Source organism: Ancylobacter sp. VNQ12, from assembly GCF_049445835.1.
In the GTDB taxonomy this organism is placed as follows: Bacteria; Pseudomonadota; Alphaproteobacteria; order Rhizobiales; family Xanthobacteraceae; genus Ancylobacter.
This window is the reverse complement of the sequence record NZ_JBMSDU010000002.1, coordinates 338,906-365,212: the sequence shown is the minus strand read 5'-3', so window position 1 is coordinate 365,212 and position 26,307 is coordinate 338,906. Positions and strand designations below refer to the sequence as shown.

At 68.6% G+C, this 26,307-nt stretch carries 27 protein-coding genes; 5 read left to right on the top strand and 22 right to left on the bottom strand.

Going from position 1 to position 26,307, the window contains the following annotated elements:
• Positions 1-175: 175 nt before the first annotated feature.
• Both ACO2RV_RS05375 and ACO2RV_RS05370 read left to right on the top strand, forming a co-directional pair.
• Positions 176-691 (top strand): hypothetical protein, encoded by a 516-nt coding sequence (locus tag ACO2RV_RS05375; protein ID WP_423290586.1) that lies wholly within the window; start codon positions 176-178, stop codon positions 689-691.
• A 205-nt stretch (positions 692-896) separates the two neighbouring features.
• Positions 897-1,322 (top strand): DoxX family protein, encoded by a 426-nt coding sequence (locus ACO2RV_RS05370; protein ID WP_423290584.1) that lies wholly within the window; start codon positions 897-899, stop codon positions 1,320-1,322.
• 79 nt (positions 1,323-1,401) lie between these two features.
• Here the strand turns inward: ACO2RV_RS05370 and ACO2RV_RS05365 are convergent, their stop codons facing one another.
• From ACO2RV_RS05365 to ACO2RV_RS05280, 18 genes are all read right to left on the bottom strand, one after another.
• Positions 1,402-3,252 (bottom strand): tetratricopeptide repeat protein, encoded by a 1,851-nt coding sequence (locus ACO2RV_RS05365; protein WP_423290583.1) that lies wholly within the window; start codon positions 3,250-3,252, stop codon positions 1,402-1,404.
• A 118-nt stretch (positions 3,253-3,370) separates the two neighbouring features.
• A complete protein-coding gene (locus ACO2RV_RS05360; RefSeq protein WP_423290581.1) occupies positions 3,371-3,814 on the bottom strand; it encodes a phage holin family protein in 444 nt (147 codons plus the stop codon).
• On the bottom strand, positions 3,814-4,161 hold the full coding sequence (locus ACO2RV_RS05355; RefSeq protein ID WP_423290579.1) for a hypothetical protein: 348 nt from the start codon (positions 4,159-4,161) through the stop codon (positions 3,814-3,816). Before ACO2RV_RS05355 ends, ACO2RV_RS05360 begins: the two co-directional genes overlap by 1 nt.
• Before the next feature lie 90 nt (positions 4,162-4,251).
• Positions 4,252-4,992 (bottom strand): tRNA (guanine(46)-N(7))-methyltransferase TrmB, encoded by a 741-nt coding sequence (gene trmB / locus ACO2RV_RS05350; protein WP_423290577.1) that lies wholly within the window; start codon positions 4,990-4,992, stop codon positions 4,252-4,254.
• 83 nt (positions 4,993-5,075) lie between these two features.
• Complete coding sequence (gene metK, locus ACO2RV_RS05345; RefSeq protein WP_423290575.1) at positions 5,076-6,269, bottom strand: methionine adenosyltransferase; 1,194 nt, start codon at positions 6,267-6,269, stop codon at positions 5,076-5,078.
• A gap of 131 nt (positions 6,270-6,400) precedes the next feature.
• Positions 6,401-6,811, bottom strand: a complete 411-nt coding sequence (locus tag ACO2RV_RS05340) for a helix-turn-helix domain-containing protein (protein WP_423290573.1) — start codon at positions 6,809-6,811, stop codon at positions 6,401-6,403.
• A 111-nt stretch (positions 6,812-6,922) separates the two neighbouring features.
• Positions 6,923-8,515, bottom strand: coding sequence for an apolipoprotein N-acyltransferase (gene lnt / locus ACO2RV_RS05335; RefSeq protein ID WP_423290571.1), 1,593 nt, complete (start codon positions 8,513-8,515; stop codon positions 6,923-6,925).
• Between the two features lie 12 nt (positions 8,516-8,527).
• The gene (locus ACO2RV_RS05330; RefSeq protein WP_423290569.1) at positions 8,528-9,766 is read right to left on the bottom strand and encodes a hemolysin family protein; all 1,239 of its coding nucleotides are present in this window, start codon (positions 9,764-9,766) and stop codon (positions 8,528-8,530) included.
• 6 nt (positions 9,767-9,772) lie between these two features.
• Positions 9,773-10,291 carry an rRNA maturation RNase YbeY gene (gene ybeY, locus ACO2RV_RS05325; RefSeq protein ID WP_423290567.1) on the bottom strand — a complete coding sequence of 173 codons (519 nt, stop codon included), beginning with the start codon at positions 10,289-10,291 and terminating at the stop codon, positions 9,773-9,775.
• Positions 10,288-11,379 carry a PhoH family protein gene (locus ACO2RV_RS05320; RefSeq protein ID WP_423291046.1) on the bottom strand — a complete coding sequence of 364 codons (1,092 nt, stop codon included), beginning with the start codon at positions 11,377-11,379 and terminating at the stop codon, positions 10,288-10,290. The genes ybeY and ACO2RV_RS05320 overlap by 4 nt, the downstream gene beginning before the upstream one ends.
• Positions 11,380-11,495: 116 nt before the next feature.
• Positions 11,496-12,920 carry a tRNA (N6-isopentenyl adenosine(37)-C2)-methylthiotransferase MiaB gene (gene miaB, locus ACO2RV_RS05315; protein WP_423290565.1) on the bottom strand — a complete coding sequence of 475 codons (1,425 nt, stop codon included), beginning with the start codon at positions 12,918-12,920 and terminating at the stop codon, positions 11,496-11,498.
• Positions 12,921-13,171: 251 nt separating this feature from the next.
• A complete protein-coding gene (locus tag ACO2RV_RS05310) occupies positions 13,172-13,960 on the bottom strand; it encodes a lysophospholipid acyltransferase family protein (protein WP_423290563.1) in 789 nt (262 codons plus the stop codon).
• A 9-nt stretch (positions 13,961-13,969) separates the two neighbouring features.
• Positions 13,970-14,398, bottom strand: a complete 429-nt coding sequence (locus ACO2RV_RS05305) for a Fur family transcriptional regulator (RefSeq protein ID WP_423290562.1) — start codon at positions 14,396-14,398, stop codon at positions 13,970-13,972.
• A gap of 80 nt (positions 14,399-14,478) precedes the next feature.
• Positions 14,479-14,976: a GNAT family N-acetyltransferase gene (locus ACO2RV_RS05300; protein WP_423290560.1), complete on the bottom strand. Its 498-nt coding sequence runs from the start codon at positions 14,974-14,976 to the stop codon at positions 14,479-14,481.
• Entirely contained in the window at positions 14,973-15,656 is a 684-nt protein-coding gene (tsaB, locus tag ACO2RV_RS05295) for a tRNA (adenosine(37)-N6)-threonylcarbamoyltransferase complex dimerization subunit type 1 TsaB (RefSeq protein ID WP_423290558.1), read from the bottom strand. Before tsaB ends, ACO2RV_RS05300 begins: the two co-directional genes overlap by 4 nt.
• 103 nt (positions 15,657-15,759) lie before the next feature.
• On the bottom strand, positions 15,760-16,314 hold the full coding sequence (locus ACO2RV_RS05290) for a NifU family protein (RefSeq protein WP_423290556.1): 555 nt from the start codon (positions 16,312-16,314) through the stop codon (positions 15,760-15,762).
• 99 nt (positions 16,315-16,413) lie between these two features.
• Positions 16,414-17,367, bottom strand: a complete 954-nt coding sequence (locus ACO2RV_RS05285) for a glutathione S-transferase family protein (RefSeq protein WP_423290554.1) — start codon at positions 17,365-17,367, stop codon at positions 16,414-16,416.
• Between the two features lie 9 nt (positions 17,368-17,376).
• Positions 17,377-17,874 carry a universal stress protein gene (locus ACO2RV_RS05280; RefSeq protein ID WP_423290552.1) on the bottom strand — a complete coding sequence of 166 codons (498 nt, stop codon included), beginning with the start codon at positions 17,872-17,874 and terminating at the stop codon, positions 17,377-17,379.
• Positions 17,875-18,153: 279 nt separating this feature from the next.
• On the opposite strand from ACO2RV_RS05280, the gene ACO2RV_RS05275 reads away from it, so the two are divergent.
• The gene (locus ACO2RV_RS05275; protein WP_423290550.1) at positions 18,154-19,434 is read left to right on the top strand and encodes a sensor domain-containing phosphodiesterase; all 1,281 of its coding nucleotides are present in this window, start codon (positions 18,154-18,156) and stop codon (positions 19,432-19,434) included.
• Here the strand turns inward: ACO2RV_RS05275 and trpS are convergent.
• Positions 19,406-20,437, bottom strand: coding sequence for a tryptophan--tRNA ligase (trpS, locus tag ACO2RV_RS05270; protein ID WP_423290548.1), 1,032 nt, complete (start codon positions 20,435-20,437; stop codon positions 19,406-19,408). The genes ACO2RV_RS05275 and trpS overlap by 29 nt on opposite strands.
• A gap of 98 nt (positions 20,438-20,535) precedes the next feature.
• On the bottom strand, positions 20,536-22,068 hold the full coding sequence (murJ, locus tag ACO2RV_RS05265) for a murein biosynthesis integral membrane protein MurJ (protein ID WP_423290546.1): 1,533 nt from the start codon (positions 22,066-22,068) through the stop codon (positions 20,536-20,538).
• Between the two features lie 129 nt (positions 22,069-22,197).
• Between murJ and ACO2RV_RS05260 the strand changes: the two genes are divergently transcribed.
• Entirely contained in the window at positions 22,198-23,196 is a 999-nt protein-coding gene (locus tag ACO2RV_RS05260) for an adenosine kinase (protein WP_423290544.1), read from the top strand.
• Positions 23,197-23,295: 99 nt separating this feature from the next.
• Positions 23,296-24,117 (top strand): class I SAM-dependent methyltransferase, encoded by an 822-nt coding sequence (locus ACO2RV_RS05255; RefSeq protein WP_423290542.1) that lies wholly within the window; start codon positions 23,296-23,298, stop codon positions 24,115-24,117.
• A gap of 4 nt (positions 24,118-24,121) precedes the next feature.
• Here ACO2RV_RS05255 and ACO2RV_RS05250 read toward each other — a convergent pair whose 3' ends face one another.
• Both ACO2RV_RS05250 and ACO2RV_RS05245 read right to left on the bottom strand, forming a co-directional pair.
• Positions 24,122-24,670 (bottom strand): ActR/PrrA/RegA family redox response regulator transcription factor, encoded by a 549-nt coding sequence (locus ACO2RV_RS05250; RefSeq protein ID WP_423290540.1) that lies wholly within the window; start codon positions 24,668-24,670, stop codon positions 24,122-24,124.
• A 122-nt stretch (positions 24,671-24,792) separates the two neighbouring features.
• Positions 24,793-26,163: an ActS/PrrB/RegB family redox-sensitive histidine kinase gene (locus ACO2RV_RS05245; RefSeq protein ID WP_423290538.1), complete on the bottom strand. Its 1,371-nt coding sequence runs from the start codon at positions 26,161-26,163 to the stop codon at positions 24,793-24,795.
• Positions 26,164-26,307 lie beyond the last annotated feature (144 nt).

Below are 26,307 nucleotides of genomic sequence, written 5' to 3'. Positions count from 1 at the left end.
TTTGCCGGGTGTTAACCCTGTGGCTTCACCATAGGTGCCGTGGTGCCGGGTGCGTTGCGTCGGTGCCACAGGGAGCACGCCGCGTGCATCCCGGCGCGCGCCGAAGGGCGTGCTTCGGCTTGACAAGATGGGGCTTTCGCGGCGCAACCTAGCCTGACCGACGATGGAAACCCTTATGCGCGTTCATTCCGCCCTCATGGCTACCCTGTGTCTCGCCGCTCCGGCCCTCGTGGCGGCGGCGCCGGCATCTGCCGAGCCGATGAACGTCGATGCGGCGCAGCGTTTCGTCTATGGGCGGACCTTTTCCTATTCCTGCTATGAGGGCACGGCCGGCGCCGGCCGCATCATGCCGGACGGTTCCGTCGCCGGGACCATCCAGATGCGCGGCAAGGGCAATGCGCGTTATGTGACGCTGCCGGCCGGCACCATCATGGTGAAGGGCGACAAGGTGTGCGCCAAGGTGAAGGGCCTCGCCTTCCAGCCCTGCTTCGAGCTCGACAAGCTGAGCGACAAGGCCTTCCGCGGCAATCTCGCCGGTGCCGACCGCCTGTGGTGCGAGTTCAATCGCGGCAATGGCCGCACGCGCCTTGCCGAGCGCGCCAGCCCAAAGCCCGCCGAACCGGCCGCGGCCGCGCCCACGGTCGAAGTCACCGTCGCCAACGAAATGGCGCCTCCCACCGACCCGCACTGAGTAGCGCCGGCCGCTTGTGGCGAGGTGGCATTGATGGACTCACCGGCCTTGCAATTTTGCAAGAACAGTCGGACATTTTTGATTATCGCATTGCGAATTGCGCTCGACTAACCTTGGCACATCAAGCGGGCCGCAGGGGAAGCCCACCGCTGGGCAGCTCCATCTGGCGTCCTCTTCCCGTCGCTGACTTTCCAAGGATCGAGCCATGATCGACAACAATTCGGCGCCCTATGGCGTCTTCCTGCTGCGTGCCGCGCTCGGCGTCATGTGGATCTCGCATGCCCTCATGAAGTATTTCGTCTTCACCGTCGGCGGCTTCGCCGGCTATCTCGGCAGCGTCGGCTTTCCCAGCGGATTGGCCGGCCCCATCATCCTGATCGAGCTGATCGGCGGCACCCTCATCCTCCTCGGCGTCTATGCCCGCCATGTCGCGCTGCTGCTCATCCCCGTCATGGCGGCGGCGGCGAGCGTGCACGTCCCCAATGGCTGGGTGTTCTCGGCGACCGGCGGCGGCTGGGAGTATCCCGCCTTCCTGATCGTCGCCTCCTTCGCCCTGTGGCTGATCGGCGACGGCGCCTATGCGTTGCGCTCGCGTCCGCTGCTGTTCGTGGGCCGTCCGGCGACGGCCTAAGCGCCTGGCTGAAAAGGCAAGGGGCGGATCTCCACCCGGAGGTCCGCCCCTTTGCTCGTCTGCCGCCCTGTCCGACCGATCAGCCGCCGCCATCCGGCTTGGCCGGCGCGGTCTCGGGCGGGGTTTTCGGCGCTTCGGCCTTCTGGGTCGCCGCGGAAGGGTCGACCTCGGTCTTCTGGATCTCGGGCTTGTCGCTTTTGCGGCGCTCGGCCTCCTCGAGCCCGACGGCGAGCTTCAGCTCGATTTCCTGCAGCTCGGCGGCGTCCGGCTTCAGGTCGCGCGCATGGTTCCACTTGAACCGCGCCTCGAGCTTGCGGCCGACCTTCCAGTAGGCGTCGCCGAGATGGTCGTTGATGACGGTCTCGTTCGGCTTCAGCTCGACCGCGCGTTCCAGCTCGCGCACCGAATCCTCGTAGCGCCCGACGCGGTAATAGGCCCAGCCGAGGCTGTCGATGAAATAGCCGTCGTCCGGGCGCAGGGAGACCGCCTTGCGGATCATCTCCATGCCCTCGTCGAGATGCACGCCCTGGTCGATCCAGCTATAGCCGAGATAGTTCAGCACATGCGGCTGGTCCGGCCGCAGCTCCAGCGCCTTCTTCAGGTCGGCTTCCGACTTCGCCCACTGCTTGGTGCGCTCGTACGCGGTGCCGCGGAAATAATACAGCATCCAGTTGCTGCCGGTCGGCGCCTGCAACTGGTCGATCGCTTTAGTATAGACCTCGGCGGCGTCGGCATATTTCTCGTTCGAGCGCAGCACGTCGCCGAGCGCCATGAGGGCGCGTTGATCCTTCGGATTCTTGGCGACCACGCCTTCCAGCGTCTGGCGCGCCCCCGCGAAATCGCCGGCGGCGTCGAGGTTGAGGCCGAGCTGTACCTCGGCATTCACCTTGAAGGGCGAATCGGACGGCACGCTGCGGTAGAGCGCGATCGCCTCATTGTGCCGCTTCAGGCTCTCATAGAGGTCCGCGAGGGTGATCTCGATCAGCGGGTGCGAGGGGTCGAGCCAGTGACCGAGCTGGAGATAGATCAGCGCGAGGTCCTCGCCGCCCTGGCGCCCGAGCGCGGCGCCGAGGCCGTACAGTACTTCCGCCGCGCCGGCGGCCGGCGTGGTGATGAGCGGCGCCAGCGTCTTGCCGGCGCGCAGCTGCGCCAGCTGCTGCTCGACCAGGGGATCGTTCGGCACCTGCCGGTCGAACGCCTCATAGGTCTCGATCGCCAGCTTCTTGTTGCCGGAACGCGAGGCCCAGCGGCCATAGGCATCGACGACGCGCAGCGTGCGCGAATCGATTTTCAGCGCGGCCTCAAGCCGGGGCCCGGCTTCCTTGCGCGCGCCCGAGGCGTCGAGCAGCAGGCCGGCGTGGAAATCCTTGAAGCCGGCATACCATTCCGGGCCCTGCAGCTCGTCGATGGCGGCGACGCCGGCGCGCGGATTGCCGGAGCCGAACTGGCTCCAGGCGCTGAGCAGCGTCGAGTTGAGCTCGGCGATCGCGCCCTGCCCGGACCGGCGCAGATTGCTGCGGGCGGTGACGTACTGCTTGCCCTTGATCGCCTTCACGCCAAGCACGAGCCGCGCCAGCGAATGTTCGGGATCGATGCGCACGATGCGCTGGGCGTAGTCCACCGCCTCGTCGATCTCGCCTTCGGCGAGCACCGCGAGGAAGGCACGCTCCAGAATTTCCCCGCTGCGCGGGAAGGTGCGCACCAGTGCACGGTAATAGGAGGCGGCCGCCGGGGTGTCGCGCTCGGCGGTGGCGAGGCGCGCGGCGAGGTAATTGCCGGCCGGCGAGGAGCGGGAGATGAAGCTGTCGGGCGGCGCCTCGGCCAGCGCCGGGACCGCACCGAGCGCGGTCACGAGGGCGATAATGGCCGCACCGGGCCGCAGCGACAAACGGCGGAACGTCAAGTTGTAACCTCCTGCGGCGTGCGCCATGGCGAGTGCCTGACTGACTCGCGGCCCAAAGCCCGTCGCAGATTGGTCCTTTTTGGCGCCCCCTGCAACAATCGCCGGGGGTGCCAATGGTGCTGTCTCGGGCCGTTACGCCACAGTTTCAGATGCGTCGGCCAAGAATAAGGCCAAGAAGTGCCGCACCCGCGGCGACGGCGATCACCGTGGAGGCCGCCATGGGCGGGGGTGGGGGACCCGCGGCGACGCCGGGCGGCGGCACGTTCGCCGCTGCCGGCGGGGCGGTCGGCGGCACCGCCATGAGGCTGCCCAGCCCGCCATAGGCCGGGGGCGGCGCCCTCCGGCGCGTGCGGGCATAGGCGACAATGAAGAGGATGAGCGCGCCGATGAGGCAGAGGGCACCGATGATGAACGCCGCCACGATCGGGTCGTAGCGCTCGGCCAGCAGGATATAACCGGCGACCAGGAACGCGACGATCGCCGCGCCGAGCAGCAGCGCGGCGAAGAAGAACAGCAGGGCGGTCGTGGTGGCCCGCCGCACCGTGTGGCGCACTTCGACGCCAAGCAACCCCAGCAGGAGGCGCAGCATCAGCGGCCCCGGCTCAACAGTCCGAGCAGGAAGCCGACGCCGAGGGCGGCCGCCACCGCGCCGAGCGGATTGCGCTCGATGGCGGCGGTGACGTCGCCACCCAGCGCGCCGGCGCGCTCCTTGACGTCCTCATAGGCGGCGACGCTCTCGTCATAGAGCCCGGCGGCAGTGGCCTCGGCCTTCTCTTTGCCCTGCCGGACGCGGCTGGTGACGGCATCCGCTGCCGCCTCGCCCTGCGTCTTGGCGAGCACCGTCAGCGTCTCCGCCAGCTTGGCGACATCGGCGCGCAGCACGGCGAGATCCTCGGAAAGCTTGGCAAAGTCCTGCTGCGCGTTGGTATCGGCCATGTCGATCTCCTTGCACTGTCCCTGGAACCGTCCCTGACGAGGCCCCCGACAACGCAAGGAACCATAAGACAGTTCCACCCTATGCGGTAATCAGATGTGCTGGAATTGGTAATATCCCGGCCGTCGGCCCTCGCGCTTGGCCTTGGCCTCGTAGCGCGTGCCGGGCCAGCCCTCCCAGGGCAGTCGCCAGTCGTCGGCGCGGCGCGCCGTCCACTGGAAGCGCGGGTCGGCGTTGAGGCGCGCCAGCGTCCAAGCCGCGTAGTGCTCGATGTCGGTGGCGAAGCGGAAATGCCCGCCGGGCGCCAGAAGCCGGGCGATGCGGCCGATATTGTCGGCCTGCACGAAGCGGCGCTTCCAGTGCCGGCGCTTCGGCCACGGATCGGGATAGAGCAGGTCGATGCGCTCGAGCGAGGCGTCGGGCAGCCGGTCGAGCAGCGGCACCACGTCGTCGCCATGCAGGCGCACATTGGTGAGGCCGGCCTCGGCGATGGCGGTGGTCAGCTTGGCGACGCCGTTCACGAAGGCTTCCGCGCCGATATAGCCGATGTCGGGATGGCGCCGGGCCTCGGACAGCAGATGCTCGCCGCCGCCGAAGCCGATCTCCAGCCGCACCGCGCGCACCGGATGCGGGAACAGCGCGTCGAGCGGGCGCCCGGCCAGTGCATCGAGGTCGATTGCCAGCGAGGGGAGCGCCTGCTCCAGATGGGCGACCTGCGCGGCGCGCAGCTTCTTGCCCTTGCGACGGCCATAGAAGGCGGCGTCGCGATGGGACGCCGGCACGGCGGCCGCGTCGTCGGTGGGGGTGTCGTTATGGTCGGCGGTATCGGTCATCGGCACGGGACAAAACAAACGGGGCGGACGTTACCGTCCGCCCCGCTTATCCCCGACATGGCCGGGAAGTGCAATCGCGAGGCTCAGGCCACCGCGGCGCGGATCGCCTCGACCAGATCGGTGCGCTCCCAGGAGAAGCCGCCATCGGCTTCCGGGGCGCGGCCGAAATGGCCATAGGCGGAGGTACGGGCATAGATCGGCTTGTTGAGGCCCAGATGCTCGCGGATGCCGCGCGGACGCAGGTTCATGACCTCGCGCAGGACCTTTTCAAGCTTGGCTTCCTCGACCTGGCCGGTGCCGTGCAGGTCGACATAGATCGCCAGCGGGTCCGACACGCCGATGGCGTAGGCGATCTGGATGGTGGCGCGGTCGGCAAGGCCGGCGGCGACCACGTTCTTGGCGAGATAGCGCGCGGCATAGGCGGCCGAGCGATCGACCTTGGTCGGGTCCTTGCCGGAAAAGGCACCGCCGCCATGGGGAGCCGCGCCGCCATAAGTGTCGACGATGATCTTGCGGCCGGTGAGGCCGCAGTCGCCGTCCGGCCCGCCGATGACAAACTTGCCGGTGGGATTCACATGCCAGATGGTCGCCGGGGTGATCCAGCCCTGCGGCAGGGTCTCGCGGATATAGGGCTCCACGATCGACTGCACGTCATGCGAGGAGAGATCGGCATCGAGATGCTGGGTGGACAGCACGATCTGCGTGACTTCGACCGGCTTGCCGTCCTCGTAACGCACGGTGACCTGGCTCTTGGCGTCCGGGCCGAGCACGGTGCTCTCGCCGGAGTGGCGGGCGTCGGCCAGGCGCTTGAGAATCTTGTGGGCGTAGAAGATCGGCGCCGGCATCAGTTCGGGCGTCTCGCGGCAGGCATAGCCGAACATGATGCCCTGGTCGCCCGCGCCTTCGTCCTTGTTGTTGGCCGAATCGACACCCTGGGCGATGTCCGCCGACTGGGCGTGCAGCAGCACGTCGATCTCGGCGTTCTCCCAGTGGAAGCCGTCCTGCTCGTAGCCGATGTCCTTGATGGCAAGACGGGCGCGATGGATCAGGAAGTCCTTGGTGATCTGCGCCGGGCCGCGGGTCTCGCCGGCGATGACCACGCGATTGGTGGTGGCGAGCGTCTCGGCCGCCACGCGCAGCTGGCTGGGATCCCAGCCGAATTCGGGGCCATGCTTGAAGAAGGCGTCGACGACTTCATCCGAGATGCGATCGCAAACCTTGTCGGGATGGCCCTCGGAAACGGATTCGCTGGTGAACAGATAGGCTTGCCGGGACACGCGTCAGCTCCTCAGATTGTCACCGGCGCGTGAACGAGCATCCGGCCCTGCCTGTTTCGCAAGGGCCGGCCGCAGGGTCAAGTCTTTGGGGCGAACTCGTTCGGAAAAAAGAACGCTATGGCCGTTCGGCCTCACGCCTGGGTGTCGTTGCCCGCCAGCGCTTCCACGAGATCGACGATCCGCCGCCGCACCTTGCTGTCCGGTATCTTGAGGAAGGCGCGGGTGAGGGCGATGCCCTCCGACGTCGCGAGAAAATCGGAGACATAGGCCGGAGACGCTTCCTCGGCGAAGCCCGCCGCGCCGGGCGCGATGCTCGGGATTCCCTCGAAGAAGAAGGCGACCGACACGCCGAGCACCGTCGAGATGTGCTGCAGCCGGCTGGCACCGATGCGGTTGGTGCCCTTCTCGTATTTCTGGATCTGCTGGAAGGTGATTCCCAGGTTCTCCCCCAGCTTTTCCTGGCTCATGCCGACCATCATGCGGCGCATTCGCACGCGACTGCCGACATGCTTATCGACCGGATTGGGAGACTTTTTCGTCATCGGCTTCCCCGACCACAAGCAAAAAAATACCTCCCCCCGCCGAGGTGGCGAAGAGAAGCAGTGCCCGAACAAGCATCAGTCTAGGCAAAGCACGAGGCACCGTCGATCAATCTATACGTGCATCTGGCGCCTCTGGACCACATGTGCCAGCAATAAGCTCAGTGCCAGCAGGAAACATGGTATCAGGTTGCCAAAATTGGCATAAATTGTCGGTGGAAGGGCTGTTGGCAACCCGCCGTCGAGGATGCCGCGCACACCCAGGGGTAGTGTGCCTATAATTCGGCCAAGCGGATCCACGATGGCCGAGATGCCATTGTTGGTGGCACGAATCATCGGCAGGCCCTGCTCCACGGCGCGCAGCCGGGCCTGCTCGAAATGCTGGTAGGGGCCGGGGGTGATTCCGAACCAGGCATCGTTGGAGACGTTCAGCAGGAAACCAGGCCGGGTGCCCTCGCCAAGCCCGGCTGGCATCAGCTCGTCAGGGAAAATCGCCTCGTAGCAGATCAGCGGAACGGCGCTGGGCAGGCCCGGAATGTTCATCAGCCCGCGCTGCGTGGCCGCGGCGAAGCCGCCGCGCTGGCGCGTGAGCTGCTCGAAGCCGAGGCGCTCCATCGTTTCCTGGAACGGCAGATATTCGCCGAAAGGAACGAGGTGCACCTTGTCGGCGTCGAGGATGACCCGCCCGTTGGAATCGATCACCCGCAGGCTGTTATAGGCCTTCGGCCGCAACTGGTCCGGTGTCGGCTCCAGCCGAGCGGCGCCCGTGATCAGCAGCGCCCCCGGCGGCAGCATGGCGGCGATCCGAGTGGCGGCCTCGGGCTCGCGTTCATAGAAGAACGGGAAAGCCGATTCCGGCCAGAACAGATGGGTGACGCCGGCGAGCCCGCCCTCGCTCTCGCTGGTGGCGATATAGAGGTCCAGAACCGAGCGGCGCGCGTCGTAGCGGAACTTCTGGTCCTGCGGCAGGTCGGGCTGCATGATCCGCAGCCGCGCGCCAGGTACAGTGCCGACCTCGGTGTGCGCGAGCCGCCACTCCCCGAAGCCCCATGCAAGGGCGAGGACGCCGACGGCGAGAGCAAGCGGAACGTACCGCCGGCCCGGCGTCTCGTCCTCGTCGAACAAGGCGGCGGGGGTGGAGAGCGCCAGCAGCGTCAGCCAGCACAACCCCATGAGCCCGACGATCGAGGCGCCTTGCGCGAAGCGCAGGTCGTTGGCCAGCGCATAGCCGAAATTGTTCCACGGCAGGCCGGTCAGCAGCGTGCCGCGCAGCCACTCGGTGATGGTGAGCGCGGCGGCGAAGACCAGGAGGCGGGCCGGGCCGCGCGGCCAGAGAAGGCGGGCCAGCACGCAGGCAAGGCCGGTATAGAGCGCCATGCCCGCCGGCAGCAGCAGCACGGCGATGGGCATCAGCCAGGCGAAATCGTCCGCCTGCACGAGGAAAGCCTCGCCGATCCACCACAGGCCGGCGAGGAAATAACCCATGCCGAACAGCCAGCCATAACCGAACGCCGCCGAGAGCCGGGGGCGCAGGCGTCGGTGCTCGCCCGTGCCGTCGATGAGCCACACCAGCACCGGCAGCGTCGCCGCCAGCACCGGCCACAGGCCGAAAGGCGGCATGGCAAGCGCCGAGGCGCCGCCCGCGACCAGCGCCGCGAGAGCACGCCAGCGCGCCGGCGCGCCGCGCAACTGTGCCGGCGTCATCATGCGGCGGGCTGCTCAGGCTGCGGCATCGGGATTGCGTGCGGCGTCGGGCCGATGGCCGCCATTCTGCTCGGCGGGCGGGGGCAGACTGCCGGGGGCGGCGCGAGCCTCGCGTGCTGCCGCCTCGGCATTGTGCGCCAGCTGCCGTGCCGCCGCCGTGCCGTCGCCCGCGCGCGAGATGCGCAGCCGCTTGACCCGGCGCGGATCGGCATCGAGCACCTCGATCTCGAACGGGCCGGGGCCGGCGACGACCTCGCCGCGGACCGGCACGCGCCCGGCAATGGTGACCAGCAGTCCGCCGAGCGTGTCGACTTCCTCCGCTTCCTCGCCGGCGGCGAAGGCGGGATCGACGAGGTCGGCGACCTCCTCCAGGCTGGCGCGGGCATCGGCGATGAAGGTGCCGTCCGGTTGGCGGGCGATGAGCGGCCCGTCATCGTCGTCGTGCTCGTCCTCGATGTCGCCGACAATCTCCTCGACGAGGTCTTCCATCGAGACGATGCCGTCGGTGCCGCCATATTCGTCGATGACCAGCGCGAGATGGATGCGGCTGGCCTGCATGCTGGCGAGCAGCTCGATGGACGGCATGGAGGGCGGCACGAACAGCAGCCGGCGGATCAGCTTGGCGGCGCTCAGCGAGTTGCCGAGGTCGATCGCCTTCATGTTGAAGGCCGGCACCGGCTTGGCGCCTTCGCGAACATGCTCATGCGCGTGCTCGCCCTCGTCGCCCGAGGGCTTGCGCGGCCCGGCGGCGCGGCGCGGCGTCATGGCGCGCTGGGTGAGATAGGTGACGAGGTCGCGGATGTGCACCATGCCGACGGGATCGTCGAGTGTGTCGTCATAGACGACCAGGCGCGAATGGCCGGCTTCGGCGAAGACGGCGAGCAATTCGCCCAGCGTGATGTCCTTCTGCACCGCGACGATGTCGGCGCGGGGGACCATGAGGTCGCCGATGCGCAGCTCGCGCAGGTCGAGAATGCTCTTGAGCATGGACCGCTCGGTGGCGGTCAGGTCGGTGCCGGTCTCGACATTGCCGGCCAGCGCCTCGGCGAGGTCCGTGCGCAGTGATCCGGAGGAGCGCCAGCCGCCGATGAGATGGCGGAGCCGGTCGAACAGGCCGCCTCGCGCATCCGCGGAGGCGGCGCTCCTACTCTGGCTCGGCGAGCTGGTGGAGCTGCTGCTCGAAGCGTTGCCTTGGCCGGCGGAGGGGCCTTCGGCGGAACTCGGCGACGAGGTATGCGGGGCGGGGGCGGACATTGGCCTCTAGTGCGTTTGTTGAACGGGTTCGGTTTCGGCGTAGGGATCGGGAACGCCCAGCCCCGCGAGGACGAGGCGTTCCATCGCCTCCATCTCCTCGGCCTCCTCAGTGACCTCATGGTCGTAGCCGAGCAGATGCAGCGTACCATGGACCGCGAGATGCGCGAGATGGTCGGCGAGGGGCTTGCCCTCGGCCAGCGCCTCGCGCTCCAGCGTCTCGAAGGCGATGGCGATGTCGCCCAGATGGGGATCGCCTCCCGCGCGCGCCATCTCCGGCGTCGGAAAGGACAGCACGTTGGTCGCGTAATCCTTGCCACGCCAGTCGCGGTTCAGCGTGCGGATGGCGCCGTCATCGGTGAGCTTCACCGCGATTTCGGCGCCGTCGATGTCTATCTCGTATTCGCTCAGCGCCCCCGCGCAGGCGGCAAGCACCGCCCGCGTCACCAGTTCGCCCGCCTCGGGGATGGCCGACCACAGATCGGCTTCCACCAGGACGTCGACCTCGATGGTACTGTCGTCGCTCATCGCGGCGGGGCCTCGAGTTCGGCGGCGACCTTCGCCTCGGCCGAGGCGGCAGCGGCGACCGACTGGCTCGCGGCCTCGTTGGCGCGTATCTCGGCCCGCGCCCGCGCCGGGGCGGCCTTGCCCTCATAGGCGGCGACGATGCGCCCGACCAGTTCGTGACGCACCACGTCGGCGGCGTTGAAGTGGCAGACCTCGACGCCCTCGACATTGCCGAGCAGCGCCACCGCCTCGGCAAGGCCGGAGGTCTGGCCTGGCGGCAGGTCAATCTGGCTCGGATCGCCGGTGACGATCATGTGCGAGTTCTCGCCCAGACGGGTGAGGAACATCTTCATCTGCATCGAGGTGGTGTTCTGCGCCTCGTCGAGGATGACGCAGGCATTGGCCAGCGTGCGCCCGCGCATGAAAGCCAGCGGGGCGATCTCGATCTCGCCGGAGGTCAGCGCGCGCTCGACGAAATTGCGGTCCATCAGGTCGTGCAGCGCGTCGTAGATCGGCCGCAGATAGGGATCGACCTTTTCCTTCATGTCGCCGGGCAGGAAGCCGAGCCGCTCGCCCGCCTCCACCGCCGGGCGGGAGAGGATGAGCTTGTCGACCACGCGCCGTTCCAGCAGGTGCACGGCATAGGCCACCGCCAGCCAGGTCTTGCCGGTGCCGGCCGGGCCGACGCCGAACACCAGCGTGTGGCGCTTGAGCGCGCGGATATAGGCGTCCTGTGCGGCGGTGCGGGCGCGCACCGGGCGGCGGCGCAGCTGAATCTCGTCGAAGCTCTGCTTCTTCGTCGCCGGATCGAAGTCGAACAGGAAACCCTGCGAAGCGGCCTCGCGCAGCACGCCCTCGACGTCGCCAGGGGCGATCTCGCTGCCCTTCTTCAGGCGGGCATAAAGCGTTTCCAGCACATGGCGGGCCTGCTCGCAGGCGTCGCGCGGACCTTCCAGCGTGACATGGTTGCCGCGCTGCTCGGCGACGATCTCCAGCCGCCGCTCGATCAAGGCGAGGTTCTGCCCGTAATGGCCGAACAGCAGGCTGGCGAGGCGGTTGTCGTCGAAGGCCAGCACCACCTGGCTCGGTGCGTCGTCCGGCGTCTCCAGCCAGCGCGCCTCCGGGCGGCTCTGGTTCCGCGTGGAACCACTGGATGTGGCACCCGTCGCGCTCGCGCGGGCCGTAACCAAGGCACGGTCGGAATCGGAACCAGGTCGACGCACGTTCACGCCTCCACCTTCTCGCTTTGCCTCACCGAATGCACGCCCACCCCAGCGTCACCGGCGAAGAATTCGCCACCGATGATGTCGCCGGAAAGACTCTTGGTGCTGACCTCGCGCACCACCACGCTGGCCAGCCTGCCGATCGCCTCCCTGGGCGCCTCGACCACCACCGACTGCAGATAGGGCGACCGGCCGATGAGTTGACCGGGGAAGCGGCCGGGCTTCTCCAGCAGAATGTCGAAGCGCCGCCCGCGGCAGGCCGCGTCGAAGGCTGCCTTCTGCTTGTCCAGCAAGGCTTGCAGCGCATAGATGCGGGCTGACTTCACATCTTCGGGAAGCTGCCCGTCCATCCCCGCCGCCGGCGTGCCGGGGCGTGAGGAATATTTGAACGAGAAGGCGCTGGCGAAGCCGACGCGCTCGACGAGGTCCATCGTGTCGGCGAAGTCCTCGTCGGTCTCGCCGGGGAAGCCGACGATGAAGTCCGAGGAGAAGGCGATGTCCGGCCGAGCCGCGCGGACCTTGTCGACGATCTCGAAGAACAGCTCACGGTCGTGCTTGCGGTTCATCGCCGCGAGGATGCGATTGGAGCCGGACTGCACCGGCAGGTGCAGATAGGGCATGAGCGCGGGCATGTCGCGATGGGCGGCGATCAGCTCGTCATCCATGTCGCGCGGATGGCTGGTGGTGTAGCGCACGCGGGCAATGCCGGGCACCTCCGCGATGCGGCGCACCAGCTCGGGCAGGCCGACCGTGCGGCCGGCGACATCGAGGCCATGATAGGCGTTGACGTTCTGGCCGATCAGCGTGACCTCGCGCACCCCGCCATCGGCGAGGCGGATCACCTCGTCGAGGATCTTGTCGAGCGGGCGCGAGACCTCGGCGCCGCGCGTATAGGGCACGACACAGAAGGTGCAGAACTTGTCGCAGCCTTCCTGCACGGTGACGAAAGCGGTGGGGCCGCGCTTGGCGATGGCGGCGCGGGTCGGGTGGGCAAGGAAGTCGAACTTGTCCTCGACCGGGAACTCGGTCTCGACGATGCCGGCGCGGCGGTTATGGCCGCGCTGCTCGGCCTGCGCGATCAGTTCGGGGAGCTTGTGATAGCTCTGCGGGCCGACCACGAGATCGACCGTGCGGGCGCGCTTGATGATTTCGGCGCCCTCGGCCTGCGCGACGCAGCCGGCGACCGCCACCATCTGCCGGCGGCCGGCCTCTTCCTGGCTTTTGCGCAGGCGTCCAAGCTCGGAATAGACCTTCTCGGCCGCCTTCTCGCGGATATGGCAGGTGTTGAGGATGACGAGGTCGGCGTCCTCGGCGGTGTCGGTCTCGACATAGCCTTCCTTGGCCAGCGTGTCCGTCATGCGCTGGGCGTCATAGACGTTCATCTGGCAGCCGAAGGAGCGGACGTAAAGTTTGCGCGGCTCACTCATTGCGTGTCGATCGACCCGGACCCTGCGACGCCAGCGGACGCGGCACGGCCAATTGCGTTGAAACTGCGGGCACGCGGCGGACGCGCCCTTCCCAAGGCGCATCTGCAATTCGCTGCTCGCTCGCGGGTCGAGATCGTCTACGTCTCCACAAATGCCACCTTGTGACCTGTGTAGCGGGATTCCCTCAAAAAGGGAATGCGCGGGTGAGGCGGGAGCCAGCCGTTTCCCTGTGCCGCCTGGCGCGGAAAACGTCAGTCGCGCGCCCTGCCCGTCAGCGCGCCGGCCAGCATGGTGCGGGCGGCCTGTTCGGCACGTTGCGTCGCCGCCTTGCGATTCGCGCCGTCCAGCGGCGTGCCGAAATGCAGCTCGACATCGACGGCGCCGCGCCGCAGCACCTCCAGGAGATGCGGGGCGAGGTCCATGTCGCCATACCAGGCCACCCGGGGGCGCCCGACGCGCCCGAGCGGCAGGCCGTTCTGCCCGACATAGGCGATGGCGAGCGGCTGGATGGCGGCGCCTGCGCCGTCCTCTCCCATGGCCTGCCGGGCGGCGCCGATCAGCGCCGAGCGGAAGGCGAGCACGCGGTTGCCGTCGCTCGACGTGCCCTCCGCGAACAGCACCACCGGGTCGCCGTCATTCATCCGCGCCGCCATTTCGCGGGCCACCTTGCCGGTGGCGCTGCGCGAGGTGCGGTCGACGAAGATGGTGCGCTGGAGCTTGGCGAGCAGCCCGACGCCGGGCCAGCGCGCCACCTCGGCCTTGGCGACGAAGCACAGCGGCAGGCGCGCGCCGAGCACCGCGATGTCGAGCCAGGAGACGTGGTTGGCGACGATGAGCAGCGGACGCGCCGGGGACGGCGCGCCGACCACCCGCACCCGGACGCCGACGAGGGCGAGCACGATGCGGTGGTACAGCAGGGGAATGGTCCGCCGGGTCGGCAGACCGAGGGCCACCGAGGCCCATTGCAGGGGGATGCCGACCAGCGTGATGGCGATGACCGGCAGCAGCACCAGCCAGACACGCAGCGAGCCGGCGCGCATGGGAAAGGCTCAGCCTTTCTTCTTGTCGAGCGGCACGCCGTAGAGCTCCAGCCGGTGGCCGACGAGCCGATAGCCGAGCTTGCGGGCGATCTCCTCCTGCAGGAGTTCGATCTCCTCGGAGCGGAACTCGACCACCGTGCCCGAGCGCAGGTCGATCAGATGGTCGTGGTGCTCGTCGGGCACCGGCTCGTAGCGCGAGCGGCCGTCGCGGAAATCGTGCCGCTCGATGATACCGGCATCCTCGAACAGCTTCACCGTGCGGTATACGGTCGAGATGGAGATGCGGTCGTCGATGGCGACGGCGCGCCGGTGCAGTTCCTCCACGTCCGGATGGTCCTGCGCATCGGCGATGATCCGCGCGATGACGCGACGCTGGTCGGTCATGCGTAGGCCCAGCGTGACGCAGGCGTCCTCGATGGCGGTCGGCTTGTCGTTCATCTAGGCCCGGTCTCCCGTCGCGGTCACCCATCCCCTCGGCGCGTTATGGCGCAAGCGGCACGGAAAGGGCAATCATCTCGTCAGGCGATATCCCGCCGCATGACCTTGGCGGCGAGCGGCGCGCCGGACGCACTGCGATAATAGCCCGCCCGGCGGCCGATTTCACGAAAGCCGGTATGCTCGTAAAGCCGCAAGGCCGCGGCGTTGCCTTCCTCCACCTCCAGGAAGACGCAGGTGAAGCCTTCCGCGGCCAGCCGGCCGAACGCGGTCTCGACGAGGCGTCGGGCGATGCCCTCGCCGCGCCGCGCGCCGACGACCGCCACGGAGAGGATCTCGATCTCCGGCGCGACGCCGCTGAGCAGGATGAACCCGACCGGCGCGCCGCCCACGCCATTGGTGGCGATGAGCGCATGGGTGAGGCGGTTGGCGAGCAGCCGCTCGAACTCCGCCATGTCCCAGCCGATGCGGAAAGCGGCGGCGTGCAGCGCGGCCAGCGCCTCGGCATCCTCGGGCAGCGCCGGACGCAGCACCGCCTCGCGCTTGCGCGAAATCAGCCGGTCGAGAAAGCCCGCGCTCACCGCCGCGCGATCCGCGCCGCCGTCTGCGGCTTGGCGTCGGCGTCGCGCAGATAGAGCGGGCGCGGTTCCGAGCGGGCGGGATCGGCGACACTGGCGAGGCGGGCGAGCCATACCGGATCGGGGGTGGCGTCGGCATGGACCTCGATCGGCGGGCGCTCGCCCGAAGGCCAGGCCTGCATCAGCAGGGCCGCGCCGGAACCGACCAGACGCACCGGGCCGATGGCGACCGAGCGCGCGGCATCCTTCAAGGCCATGGCGCGCGGGCCCACCAGCACCCGGCCGGCGGCGCCGATCATCTGAAGATACACATTGCCGTGGCGCGCATCGATCGCCGCCGCCACCGGTACGCTGTCATTCTCGGCCAGCAGCGGGGCGGCGAGCACGGCGAGGGTGGACAGGCCGATCACCGGGCGTCCGGTGGCGACGCCGAAGCCGCGCGCGGCGGAAAGCCCGACGCGAAGGCCGGTGAAGCTGCCGGGTCCAACGGTGACGGCGAAAGCGTCGATCTCGTTGAAGCCGAGCCCCGCCGCGCTCATCACCTGCTCGACCATGGGGATGATCGCTTCCGCATGGCCGCGCGCCATCGCCACGCGCGCCACCGCCAGCGTCCGGTCGGACGCGGTATCGTGGAGCGCGACGGCGCTGGCTTCCAGCGCGGTGTCGATGGCAAGAATCAGCATATGTACAACCTGTCGCCGCCCACGATGCGCATGGTCGGCGGCAGAAGAAAAGGGACCGGCGGGCCCGTTTGGCGTCGCGGCGGGTGTTTTCAGGCCCGCCGCATTAGACCGGCCGCACCTCGACCACGTCGGGCACGAAATGGCGCAAGAGGTTCTCGATGCCGTTCTTCAGCGTCGCCGTGGAGGACGGGCAGCCCGAGCAGGAACCCTTCATGGCGAGGAAGACGACGCCGTCCTTGTAGCCGCGGAAGGTGATGTCGCCGCCGTCATTGGCCACGGCCGGGCGCACGCGGGTGTCGATCAGTTCGCGGATGGTGTCGACCAGACCGGCGTCCTTCGCCTCGAAGAACGCGTCGTCATCGGCGTGCTCATGGTCTTCCGGCAGCAGCTTCTGGCCGGAGACGAAGTGCTCCATGATCGCGCCGAGAATGGCGGGCTTGAGATGCGCCCACTCGGCCCGGTCCTTGGTCACGGTGACGAAGTCCGAGCCGAAGAATACGCCGGTGACGCCGGGGATCTCGAACAGGCGGGCGGCCAGCGGCGAGCGCGCGGCCTCGTCCGAGTCGCGGGCCTCGAAGGTGCCGTGGCCGAGCACGGTGCGGCCAGGCAGGAACTTCAGCGTGGCGGGATTCGGGGTGGCTTCGGTCTGGATGAACATGGGGTGCTCCTTGCCAACCGGGGTTCAAGGCCGCGGCGACGGGGGAATTTGGAATTTAGATAAGCTCTCGCGGGGCGCAGGGGAAGCCCCCGAAAGGCATCACGCCCACCCCAGCTCCGGCCCCGCCGGCACGATGCCGGTCGGGTTCAGCGCCCGGATCGAGTAGTAGCCGCGCTTGATGTGGTCGAGGCTTACCGTCTCGCGCACGCCGGGCAGGGCCAGCATGTGTTCGAGATAGGCCGACAGGGCGCGGTAGTCGACGAGGCGGCGCAGATTGCACTTGAAGAGGCCGTTATAGGCGGCGTCGAAGCGCACCAGCGTGACGAAGAGACGGATATCCGCCTCGGTGACGGCGTCGCCGGTGAGGAACGGCCCGCCGGCCGCGAGCCGCGCCTCCAGCTCGTCCAGCATGCCGAAGACCTCGGCGAAGGCCTCCTCATAGGCGAGCTGCGTGGTGGCGAAGCCGGCGCGGTACACCCCGTTGTTGAGGCGCGGATAGATGAACGCGTTCAGCGCGTCGATCTCGCCCCGCAGCGCTTCCGGATAGAGGTCGATGGCGTGGTGCGCCAGCCGACCGAAGCCGGAATTGAACATGCGCACGATGTCGGCGGACTCGTTGTTGACGATGGTGCCGCGCTCCTTGTCCCACAGCACCGGCACGGTGGCGCGGCCGGTGAAATGCGGGTCGGCACTTGTATAGATCTCGTGCATGTAGGTGGCGCCGTTGAGCGTGTCCTCATTGGCGCCGGGATAGTGGCCGAAGCGCCAGCCCTGGTCGGTCAGCGCCGGCTCGACGATGGAGATCGACACCGCCGCCTCCAGACCCTTCAGCTTGCGGGCGATGAGGGTGCGCGACGCCCAGGGGCAAATCAGCGCGACGTAGAGGTGGTAGCGTCCGCTTTCCGCCTTGAAGCCGCCCTCGCCGCTCGGCCCCGGCGCGCCGTCCGGCGTCACCCAGCTGCGGAAGCTGGAGACCTGCCGCACGAAACCACCCTTGGTGTCGGTGGCCTGCACCGGCTGCCAGTTCTCCACCCATTTGCCGTCGACGAGCATGCGAGTTCCTCAGGCGAGAGCGTCGATCTCGGTGTCCGAAAGCGAGGCCGGCACGATGGTGACGGGGATGCCGAGGCCCGCCCATATGCCGGTGGCGAGCGAGGCGACCAGCGGACCGGGCCCCTGCGGGCCGGTGCCGGCAGCCAGAACGAGAATGGCGATGTCCTCGTCCGCTTCCACCAGCTTGAGGATCTCGTCGGCGATCTTGCCCTCGCGCACCACGGTCTCGGCGTCGACGGCGGCGATGGAGCGGGCGCGGGCGGCGAAGTGGCCGAGCCGGGCCTCCGCCTTGTCGGTGGCCTCGGCGCGCATTAGCCCGGCGACGCCGAGCCACTGGCTCTGCACGTCGGCGAGATCCAGAACGCTCAGCAGCACCACGCTGCCCCGCGTGCGGGCGGCACGCCGCGCGGCGTAGTAGAGCGCGCGGTCACATTCCGCGGTGTCGTCGACGACGACGAGGAACTTGCGCTGATGTCCGGGCTCGTGACTCTGGCGCCTGCGCGGCATGGACGTTTTTCCGGAACGGTCGGCATCGGGGTGGGCCGAGCCCATGCCTGCTTCATATCACAGACATGGCGGAGCGGGAGGGAGCATCCCGCAGGCTGTGCGTCGCGCGCGCCGCCGCGAATGGGGGACGGCGGAGGGAACGATCGCGCGGCCCGAACGTTTCAGCCGGATGCGTGTGTGAATTCTATTGAATTGTGTTAGCCTTGCGGTTGTCGAGCGGCGTTGGTAGCGGCGCTACAACCGATGGGAGCATAAGGTAGGGCCTCATAGGGAGGATCCATGGCCCGTCTTGACCATTCGTCGCCGTTTCGGTCGGGCCCGCTGACGGACCTGATCGAACAGAATGTCCTGCATGCCGGGCTCGACCGGGTCCTGTGCACGGTTCGACGCCATCTCGGCATGGACGTTGCGTTCATCTCGCGGTTCCGCGAGGTGGATCGGGTGTTCGAGCATGTCGACGCCGACGGGTTCGCTCCCATCCAGCGGGGTGACGTGCTCTCCCTGGAGGAGGGCTATTGCCTCAAGGTGATACGCGGCGAACTGCCGGGCTGCATTCCCGACACGAGCCGCCTGCCGGCGGCCATGCTCATTCCCGCTACCCGCGACATTCCCATCGGCGCGCATCTGAGCGTTCCCATCCAGCTCGAGAGCGGGACGGTCTACGGCACGCTGTGCTGCTTCAGCCGCGCGAGCGACCCGACTATCGGCGAGCGCGACATGGCGCTGATGCACGCCTTTGCGGACGTGATCGGCGCGCGCGTCGACGAGGCGGTAGCGGCTGATGCGGTGCACCGTCATGATGTGCATGAAATCCGCCACGCCATGGCGTCCGGCGCGCCGCGCATGGTGTACCAGCCGATCTATGATCTCTCGCGCCAGCGCATGAGGGGCGTGGAATCGCTGGCCCGTTTCGATCTTCCGCCCGCGCGCGGCCCCGACCGGTGGTTCGACATGGCCGAGCGTGTGGGGCTGGGCGCGGAACTGGAGCTGAAGGCGATCGCCCGGGCGCTCCCGGCGCTCGACCTGCTGCCGCCGCCGATGTTCCTGTGCGTCAATGCCTCGCCCTCTCTGGTCTATGCCGGCGAGTTCCACGCGGTGCTGGACCATCGCGACGTGTCACGCCTTGTCGTCGAGATCACCGAGCACGTCACCGTGACGGATTACACGGAGCTTTGCGCCGCGCTGAAGCCGTTGCGCGAGCGCGGCCTGCGGGTGGCGGTGGACGATGCCGGCGCGGGGTTTGCCAGCATGCGCCACATTCTCGATATCGAGCCGAGCATGATCAAGCTGGACATGAGCCTGACGCGCGACATCGACACGGATGACCGCCGCCGCGCCCTGGCCAAGGGGCTGATCGCCTTCGCGCACGAGATCGGCTGCTTCATCTCCGCCGAGGGCGTGGAGACCGACGGCGAACTGGGGATGCTCGGCGCGCTCGGCGTCGACATGGCGCAAGGCTATTTCCTCGACCGACCTTTGCCGCTCGACGACCTTCTCGCGCGCCTGCCGATGCCGGGCATGCCGGCACCGGTCAGCGCACGAAGCCTACAATATCCTTGACCTGGCGCAGGGTCTCCTCCGCCAGCACGCGGGCGCGGTCGGCGCCGTCGCGCAGGATCGTGTCGATATGCTCGGGCTCGGCCACAAGGCGCTTCATCTCGCCGCCGATCGGGCCGAGCTTGGCAACCGCGAGGTCGACCAGCGCCGCCTTGAAGGTGGAGAACTGGCCGCCGCCGAAATCGGCCAGCACCTGTTCCTTCGGCGTCACGGCGAGCGCGGCATAGATGCCGACGAGGTTGTCCGCCTCCGGCCGGCCCTTCAGTCCGTCAAGCTCCGAGGGCAGCGGCTCGGGATCGGTCTTGGCCTTGCGGATCTTCGAGGCGACCGCGTCGGCATCGTCGGTGAGGTTGATGCGCGAGAGATCGGACGGGTCCGACTTCGACATCTTCTTCGAGCCGTCGCGCAGGCTCATCACCCGCGCCGCCGGCCCGCCGATCAGCGGCTCGGTGAGCGGGAAGAAGTTTTCCCCGAGGCCGAGGCTGGCGATGGAGGGGCCGAAGTCGTTGTTGAACTTCTGCGCGATGTCGCGGGTGAGTTCGAGATGCTGCTTCTGGTCCTCGCCGACCGGCACATGGGTGGCGCGGTAGAGCAGGATGTCGGCCGCCATCAGGCTGGGATAGGCATAGAGGCCGACCGAGGCGTTCTCGCGGTCCTTGCCGGCCTTTTCCTTGAACTGGGTCATGCGGTTGAGCCAGCCCAGCCGCGCAACGCAGTTGAACACCCAGGCGAGCTCGGCATGGCCGGAGACCTGACTCTGGTTGAACACGATGTGCTTGGCGGGATCGATGCCGGCGGCGATGAAGGCGGCCGTGACCTCGCGGATCTGCTTCTTCAGCTCGACCGGGTCCTGCCAGACGGTGATGGCGTGCAGGTCGACGACGCAATAGATGCAGTCATAGCTGTCCTGCAGCGCCACGAAGCGCTGGATGGCACCGAGATAGTTGCCGAGATGCAGATTTCCGGTCGGCTGAACGCCGGAAAACACACGCTGCTGAAATTCCATGTCTGACGTCCTGATCGTCATGCGCGGTCGCGGCGGATTCCTCCGCGCGTGGCGCTATGGCACGCAAGGCCGGGTGGGGCAAGCGCGAGGCGTAGCCCTCAGCGCCGCAGCGCGGCCCTTATCTCGCGGAGCGACAACGCGCCGGTGAGCCGCGCCGCGCCGGCATAGACTGTGATGCCCGTCAGCACGAGCCCCGCCAGTGCCGCCGCCGCGCTCAGCCCGCCGGCCTTGAGGGCGCCTTCCGAAAGGCTGCCCGCCAGAGTGACCGCGCCGGCCATGGCGAGGGAGGCGGCCGTCAGCCCCGCGATGCGTCGTCCGGCCGCGCCGCCAAGAGTGAGATGACCGCGCCGGGCGAGGCCGAGCCCGAGCAGGCAGGTGCCGATCACGCTGGAGGCGAGCACGCCGAGCGCCGGCCCGGCCATGCCATGGCGCGCCGCCAGCGCGAAGCCGACGCCGCCGCCAAGGATCAGCGCGGCGAGCCCGGCGCCGGTGACCAGCCGGGCGAAGCCATGGGTGAAGGCGATGGTCGCGAGGATCTTCTCCACCGCCTGCAACGGCAGCGACAGCGCGAGGCAGGCCAGCGCGGTGGCGGTCAACTCGGCAGCTTCCGCGTCGAAGGCGCCGCGCTTGAACAGCACGCTGACGATGGGGTGGGCGAGCACGGCAAGGCCGAGCGCGGCGGGCAAGGCCAGCGCCAGCGCCGCCTCGATGCCGCGCGCGCCGAGGTCCTTCCTCTCGCGTGCCGCCAGCGCCGGCAGCAACACGGCCCCCGCGCTGGCGCCGATGAGCCCGAGCGGCAGTTCGACGAGGCGCGTGGCATAGAACAGCGCGGCGACGCCGCCGGATATCCCCGAGGCGGCGGCCGCTGCCACCAGAAAGCGCAGCTGCGGCAGGGCGGCGGCGAACAGCGTCGGCGACGCGGCTTTGAGCATGGCACAGGCAGGCCCGAATTCGGTCGCGACATGCCGGAAGCTCAGTGTTCCGCGCGGTAGGGCATGGAAATTCAACAGGAACTGGGTGAAGGCGCCGGCGATCGCACCTGCCGCCAGCCAGGCCAGCGCCGTCTCCACCGACATCGCATGCGCGCCCGCCAGCCAGAGCAGCGCCAGCAGCACCAGCACGACGACATTGGCGGCGGCGGGGGCGAAGGCGGGGCGGGCGAAGCGCCCCGCCGCATTGGCCAGCGCCGCGCAGACGCCGGCGAGCATGGCGAGCGGCACGCAGATGACGCTGAGCCGGCCGGCGAATTCCGCGCCGGCTTCGCGCGCGCCATCCTCGGGAAAGCCGGGCGCCAGCACGGCGATGACCTGCGGCATTAAGAGGAAAAGCAGTGCCGAGACCAAAAGCGAGGCGAACCCGAACAGCAGCAGCGCCGCGCCGGCCCGCCGGCGTGTCTCGTCCGAGCCCTCCGGCCCGGCCCGCCCGCCTAAGTGCGGCAGCACGGCGGCATTGAGCGCACCTTCCCCGAGCAGGCGGCGGACCAGCTGCGGCAAGGCGAGGCCGGCGACGGAGGCATCCGCCACCACGCCGGTGCCGAACAGCGCCGCCACCCCGGCGTCGCGCGCAAAGCCCAGCACGCGGGAGCCGAGGGTGAGGAGCGCGACGGTGGAGGCGTGACGCAGCAGGGCCATGCCCGAGCAATAACGGGCCGGCGAGGCGAGGGAAAGCGCAGCGGGAGAGGCGTTGCAGGCGCGTCGCCGGTCTGCTACCGCGACATGTCTGCTTACCGCCCGCGAACGATCTCCAAGGAAAGCGCTTCCATGACCGCCCAGCAGCTCGATGTGATCGGTTTCGGCAATGCCATCGTCGACGTGATCGCCCGTTCCGAGGAAGCCTTTCTCGACCGGCACGGCATGCCGAAGGGCAGCATGACGCTCATTGACGAGGAGCGGGCCGAGGCGGTCTACGGCGCCATGGGGCCCGGCGTGGAGATTTCCGGCGGCTCGGCCGCCAACACCATGGTGGGCATCGCCGCGCTCGGCGGCCGCGCCGGCTTCATCGGCAAGGTGCGCGACGACGAGTTGGGCGGCATCTTCGCCCACGACATCCGCGCCGCCGGCGTCGCCTATGCCACGCCGCCCGCGGCCACCGGGCCCGCCACGGCGCGCTGCCTCATCCTGGTCACGCCGGATGGCGAGCGCACCATGAACACCTATCTCGGCGCGGCGCAGAACCTCTCGCCCGGCGATGTCGACGTGGCGGCGGTAGCGAGCGCCAGCGTGACCTACCTCGAAGGCTATCTGTGGGACCCGCCGGCAGCGAAGGAGGCGTTCCTGAAGGCCGCCGACATCGCCCACAAGGCCGGCCGTACCGTGGCGCTCACCTTGTCCGACGCCTTCTGCGTCTGGCGCTACCGGCCGGAATTCCTCAAGCTGATGCGCGAGGGCGTGGTCGATCTCGTTTTCGCCAATGAAGGCGAATTGACCGCGCTCTACGAGGTCGATTTCGAGGCGTCGCTGGCGCAGCTGCGGCAGGACGTGAAGCGCGCCGTGGTCACCCGCAGCGAAAAGGGCGCGCTGTCGGTAGCGGGAAGCGATCTCGTCGCGGTTCCGGCCTTTCCGGTGGAGAAGGTGGTGGACACGACGGGCGCGGGCGACCTGTTCGCCGCCGGCTATCTGCACGGCTTCGCGCGCGGCTTCTCGCCGGAGGAATCACTCAAGCTCGGCGCCCTCGCCGCCGCCGAGATCATCAGCCATATCGGCGCCCGTCCGGAACAGGGGCTGAAGCAGCTGGCCGCCGAGAACGGCCTGCGGGTGTGAGGCGGCAGGGCCGGCCGTTCGGCTGAAGCCTGTCCCATCTCCGACACGTTGTGCCGGCATGCTGCGCCTATGCACCTCGCGTGATGGGTGGAGCCGGTCGTGAGCCAAACAGCACCGAAGATCATCCCCTTCGACCCGAACCGTTTCCGCTCGACGGCGGATTTCTACGACCGCTACCGCACGCCCTACCCGCCCGAACTGATCGGCGCGGTGGCGAGCCGGGTCGGTCTGGAGCCGGGCGACCGGCTGCTGGATCTCGGCAGCGGACCGGGGCCGCTGGCTATCGGCTTCGCCGGGCTGGGGCTGGAGGTCACGGCGATGGACCCCGAGCCCTCCATGCTGGAGGCCGCCCGGCTCGGCGCCGAGGCGGCGGGGGTGCGGCTCACCCTTATCGAAGGCTCGTCCTACGATCTCTCGCCGGCACTGGGGCGCTACCGGGCCGTGGTGATGGGGCGCGCCTTCCACTGGATGGACCGGATCGCGACGCTCGCGGCGCTGGATGGGCTGATCGAGCCGGGTGGCGCCGTGGTGCTGATGGGCGACCGCCGCGTGCATTCATCGCCCGATTATCACCCGCTGCTCGACGAACTGGCCGGCCGCCATGCGCCCCAGCGCCAAGCCGACCGCACGCTGCGGCAAAGCCCTGACTGGATGCCGCACGAAGCGGTGCTGCTCGCCTCGCCCTTCCCCTGGCTGGAGCGGATCGCCCGCATCCTGGCGCGCGAGCGCACTATCGACGACGTGGTCGGGCTGGCGCTTTCCCGGTCGGTCACCTCGCCGGCCGCGCTCGGCGCGGCGCAGGATACGTTCGAGACGGAACTGCGTGCCGGCCTCGCCCGGCTGGCACCAGACGGCCGGTTCTCCGACGTCGTCGAGGTGGGCGCAGTGATCGCGTTCCGCGAGGCGCCGGTCGACCCCTGACGGTTCAGCGCGGGGCGCGCTTGGCGAGGATGCGCTGGAGCGTGCGGCGGTGCATGGAAAGCCGCCGGGCTGTTTCCGAAACATTGCGCCCGCACAATTCATAGACGCGCTGGATGTGTTCCCAGCGCACCCGGTCGGCCGACATCGGGTTTTCCGGCAGCTGGGGCTTGTAGTCGCCCTGCGCGCTCAGCGCGGCGCAGATGTCGTCGGCGTCGGCGGGCTTGGCGAGATAGTCGACGGCGCCCATCTTCACCGCTGTCACGGCGGTGGCGATATTGCCGTAGCCAGTCAGGATGATGCCGCGCGCTTCCGGCCGGCGGCGCTTCAGCGCCGAGATCACGTCGAGACCGTTGCCGTCGGCAAGGCGCATGTCGACTACGGCGAAGGCCGGGGCGCCGCCCTCGACGCTGGCCAGCCCATCCGCCACCGTCTCGGCGGTGGTGACGAGGAAGCCGCGCGATTCCATGGCACGCGCCAGACGCTGCAGGAACGGGCGATCGTCATCGACGATCAGCAGCGAGCGATCCTGGGTATCCGAGGTGACATCGAGCATTTTGGGCCTTCCCGAGCGCCGCGCGGAGAACTGGGTCCTGACTTATTCGCTTTTGTTTGCGCGCGGAGATTACACTGGGTGGCGCGGGAGCGCAAAATTGTCGCAGCTGGCGGCTTCCACCTTCACGCGTCCGCGGCTTCCTCGCCTTCCGCTTCGTGCTCGCCGGAAATGTCGATCAGCCGGCGCGGCCAGCGCACCGTGACCGAGGCGCCATGCGCGGGCAGGGCGCGATTGACGAAGCCGAGTTCGGCGCCAGAGCGCTCCAGCAGGGTTTTCGCGATGAAGACGCCGAGGCCGAGGCCCTCGCTGCTCTCCTCCATTTCCTCCTGGGTTTCGCGGCGCCAGCGGTTGCGTCCGCGGCTGGTGACATAGGGCGCGCCGATCTGGTCGATGAGTTCGGGCGGGAAGCCGGGGCCGTCATCGGTGATGGTGACGGTGACGTCGTCGGCGCTCCAGTTGGCGACGACGTTGACGTGCGTCTTCGCGAAGTCGACGGCGTTCTCGACGATGTTGCCCAGCCCGTAGAGCAGGCCCGGATTGCGCGCGATGATCGGTTCGCCCTCGACGCGGGTCGGCAGGGTGACGGTGATGGCAATGCCGAAATGGCGATGCGGCTCCACCACGTCCTCCAGAATGTGGGAGAGCCGCATGCGGTCGAACGGGGCGTCGCCGGCCTCCAGTGAGGTCAGAGTGCGCAGGATGGAGCGGCAGCGCTCCGCCTGTTCGCTCAAGAGGCGGATATCGTCGGCCATCGGGCTTTCCGCCGGCAGCGCGCGGGCGATCTCCTTGACCACCACGGTGATGGTGGCGAGCGGCGTGCCCAATTCATGCGCGGCGGCGGCGGCCAGCCCGTCCAGCGCCGAGAGGTGCTGCTCGCGCGCCAGCACGAGTTCGGTCGCGGCCAGCGCCTCGGAGAGCTCGCGCGTCTCCTCCGCCACGCGCCAGGCATGCACGCCGATGAAGGCGATAGCGATGGCCAGCGCGAACCAGATTGCCGCGAGGTAGATCGGCGGCAGCACCGGACCGGCACCGAGATCGCTCGCCGACCATGGCAGCGGCATCTGCCACAGCCCCACCAGCGCGGCGCAGACCGCCGCGAGCACGCCGAGCAGGATGGTCGTGCGGGGAGATAGAGCCGTCGCCGAGATCAGCACGGGCGCGAGGAACAGCAGGGCGAAGGGGTTGGCGAGGCCGCCGGTGAGGAACAGCAAGGCAGCAAGCTGAAGGATATCGTAGGCCAGCAGCCAGGCCGCCTCGACATCGGAAAGACGCCGGGCGCCGGGATTGCGCAACCGCAGGGCCAGGTTCAGCCAGGCCGAGAGCGCGACCACCGCAAGGCAGGCTCCGAGCGGCAGCGTGAAGCCGAGCAGCCAGTGCACCACGACAATGGCCAGCGTCTGGCCGGAGATGGCGAGCCAGCGCAGGCGGATGAGCGTATCCAGCCGGAGGCCGAAGAAACGTTCGCCGATCGGATGGTCGAGCGAGAGCATCATGATATCTCCGTCTGAATGCCCTCGAGAGCGCCAGTGCCTTTTCCGCTATGGCGGAAGCACCGACTTGGCAGGAAAAATGCTCTGGATTCAAGCGATTGAGCGGAATTTTCCCGGCCGGATCACCGGGATCCGGAGCGATTATGC

What these genes read in the sequence shown, in the direction of transcription:
- ACO2RV_RS05375 (WP_423290586.1), top strand. Translation starts at nt 176, where the DNA reads ATGCGCGTTCATTCCGCCCTCATGGCTACCCTGTGTCTCGCCGCTCCG.
- ACO2RV_RS05370 (WP_423290584.1), top strand. Translation starts at nt 897, where the DNA reads ATGATCGACAACAATTCGGCGCCCTATGGCGTCTTCCTGCTGCGTGCC.
- ACO2RV_RS05365 (WP_423290583.1), bottom strand. Translation starts at nt 3,252, where the DNA reads ATGGCGCACGCCGCAGGAGGTTACAACTTGACGTTCCGCCGTTTGTCG.
- ACO2RV_RS05360 (WP_423290581.1), bottom strand. Translation starts at nt 3,814, where the DNA reads ATGCTGCGCCTCCTGCTGGGGTTGCTTGGCGTCGAAGTGCGCCACACG.
- ACO2RV_RS05355 (WP_423290579.1), bottom strand. Translation starts at nt 4,161, where the DNA reads ATGGCCGATACCAACGCGCAGCAGGACTTTGCCAAGCTTTCCGAGGAT.
- trmB (WP_423290577.1), bottom strand. Translation starts at nt 4,992, where the DNA reads ATGACCGATACCGCCGACCATAACGACACCCCCACCGACGACGCGGCC.
- ACO2RV_RS05340 (WP_423290573.1), bottom strand. Translation starts at nt 6,811, where the DNA reads ATGACGAAAAAGTCTCCCAATCCGGTCGATAAGCATGTCGGCAGTCGC.
- lnt (WP_423290571.1), bottom strand. Translation starts at nt 8,515, where the DNA reads ATGATGACGCCGGCACAGTTGCGCGGCGCGCCGGCGCGCTGGCGTGCT.
- ACO2RV_RS05330 (WP_423290569.1), bottom strand. Translation starts at nt 9,766, where the DNA reads ATGTCCGCCCCCGCCCCGCATACCTCGTCGCCGAGTTCCGCCGAAGGC.
- ybeY (WP_423290567.1), bottom strand. Translation starts at nt 10,291, where the DNA reads ATGAGCGACGACAGTACCATCGAGGTCGACGTCCTGGTGGAAGCCGAT.
- miaB (WP_423290565.1), bottom strand. Translation starts at nt 12,920, where the DNA reads ATGAGTGAGCCGCGCAAACTTTACGTCCGCTCCTTCGGCTGCCAGATG.
- ACO2RV_RS05310 (WP_423290563.1), bottom strand. Translation starts at nt 13,960, where the DNA reads ATGCGCGCCGGCTCGCTGCGTGTCTGGCTGGTGCTGCTGCCGGTCATC.
- ACO2RV_RS05305 (WP_423290562.1), bottom strand. Translation starts at nt 14,398, where the DNA reads ATGAACGACAAGCCGACCGCCATCGAGGACGCCTGCGTCACGCTGGGC.
- tsaB (WP_423290558.1), bottom strand. Translation starts at nt 15,656, where the DNA reads ATGCTGATTCTTGCCATCGACACCGCGCTGGAAGCCAGCGCCGTCGCG.
- ACO2RV_RS05290 (WP_423290556.1), bottom strand. Translation starts at nt 16,314, where the DNA reads ATGTTCATCCAGACCGAAGCCACCCCGAATCCCGCCACGCTGAAGTTC.
- ACO2RV_RS05285 (WP_423290554.1), bottom strand. Translation starts at nt 17,367, where the DNA reads ATGCTCGTCGACGGCAAATGGGTGGAGAACTGGCAGCCGGTGCAGGCC.
- ACO2RV_RS05280 (WP_423290552.1), bottom strand. Translation starts at nt 17,874, where the DNA reads ATGCCGCGCAGGCGCCAGAGTCACGAGCCCGGACATCAGCGCAAGTTC.
- ACO2RV_RS05275 (WP_423290550.1), top strand. Translation starts at nt 18,154, where the DNA reads ATGGCCCGTCTTGACCATTCGTCGCCGTTTCGGTCGGGCCCGCTGACG.
- trpS (WP_423290548.1), bottom strand. Translation starts at nt 20,437, where the DNA reads ATGGAATTTCAGCAGCGTGTGTTTTCCGGCGTTCAGCCGACCGGAAAT.
- murJ (WP_423290546.1), bottom strand. Translation starts at nt 22,068, where the DNA reads ATGGCCCTGCTGCGTCACGCCTCCACCGTCGCGCTCCTCACCCTCGGC.
- ACO2RV_RS05260 (WP_423290544.1), top strand. Translation starts at nt 22,198, where the DNA reads ATGACCGCCCAGCAGCTCGATGTGATCGGTTTCGGCAATGCCATCGTC.
- ACO2RV_RS05250 (WP_423290540.1), bottom strand. Translation starts at nt 24,670, where the DNA reads ATGCTCGATGTCACCTCGGATACCCAGGATCGCTCGCTGCTGATCGTC.
- ACO2RV_RS05245 (WP_423290538.1), bottom strand. Translation starts at nt 26,163, where the DNA reads ATGATGCTCTCGCTCGACCATCCGATCGGCGAACGTTTCTTCGGCCTC.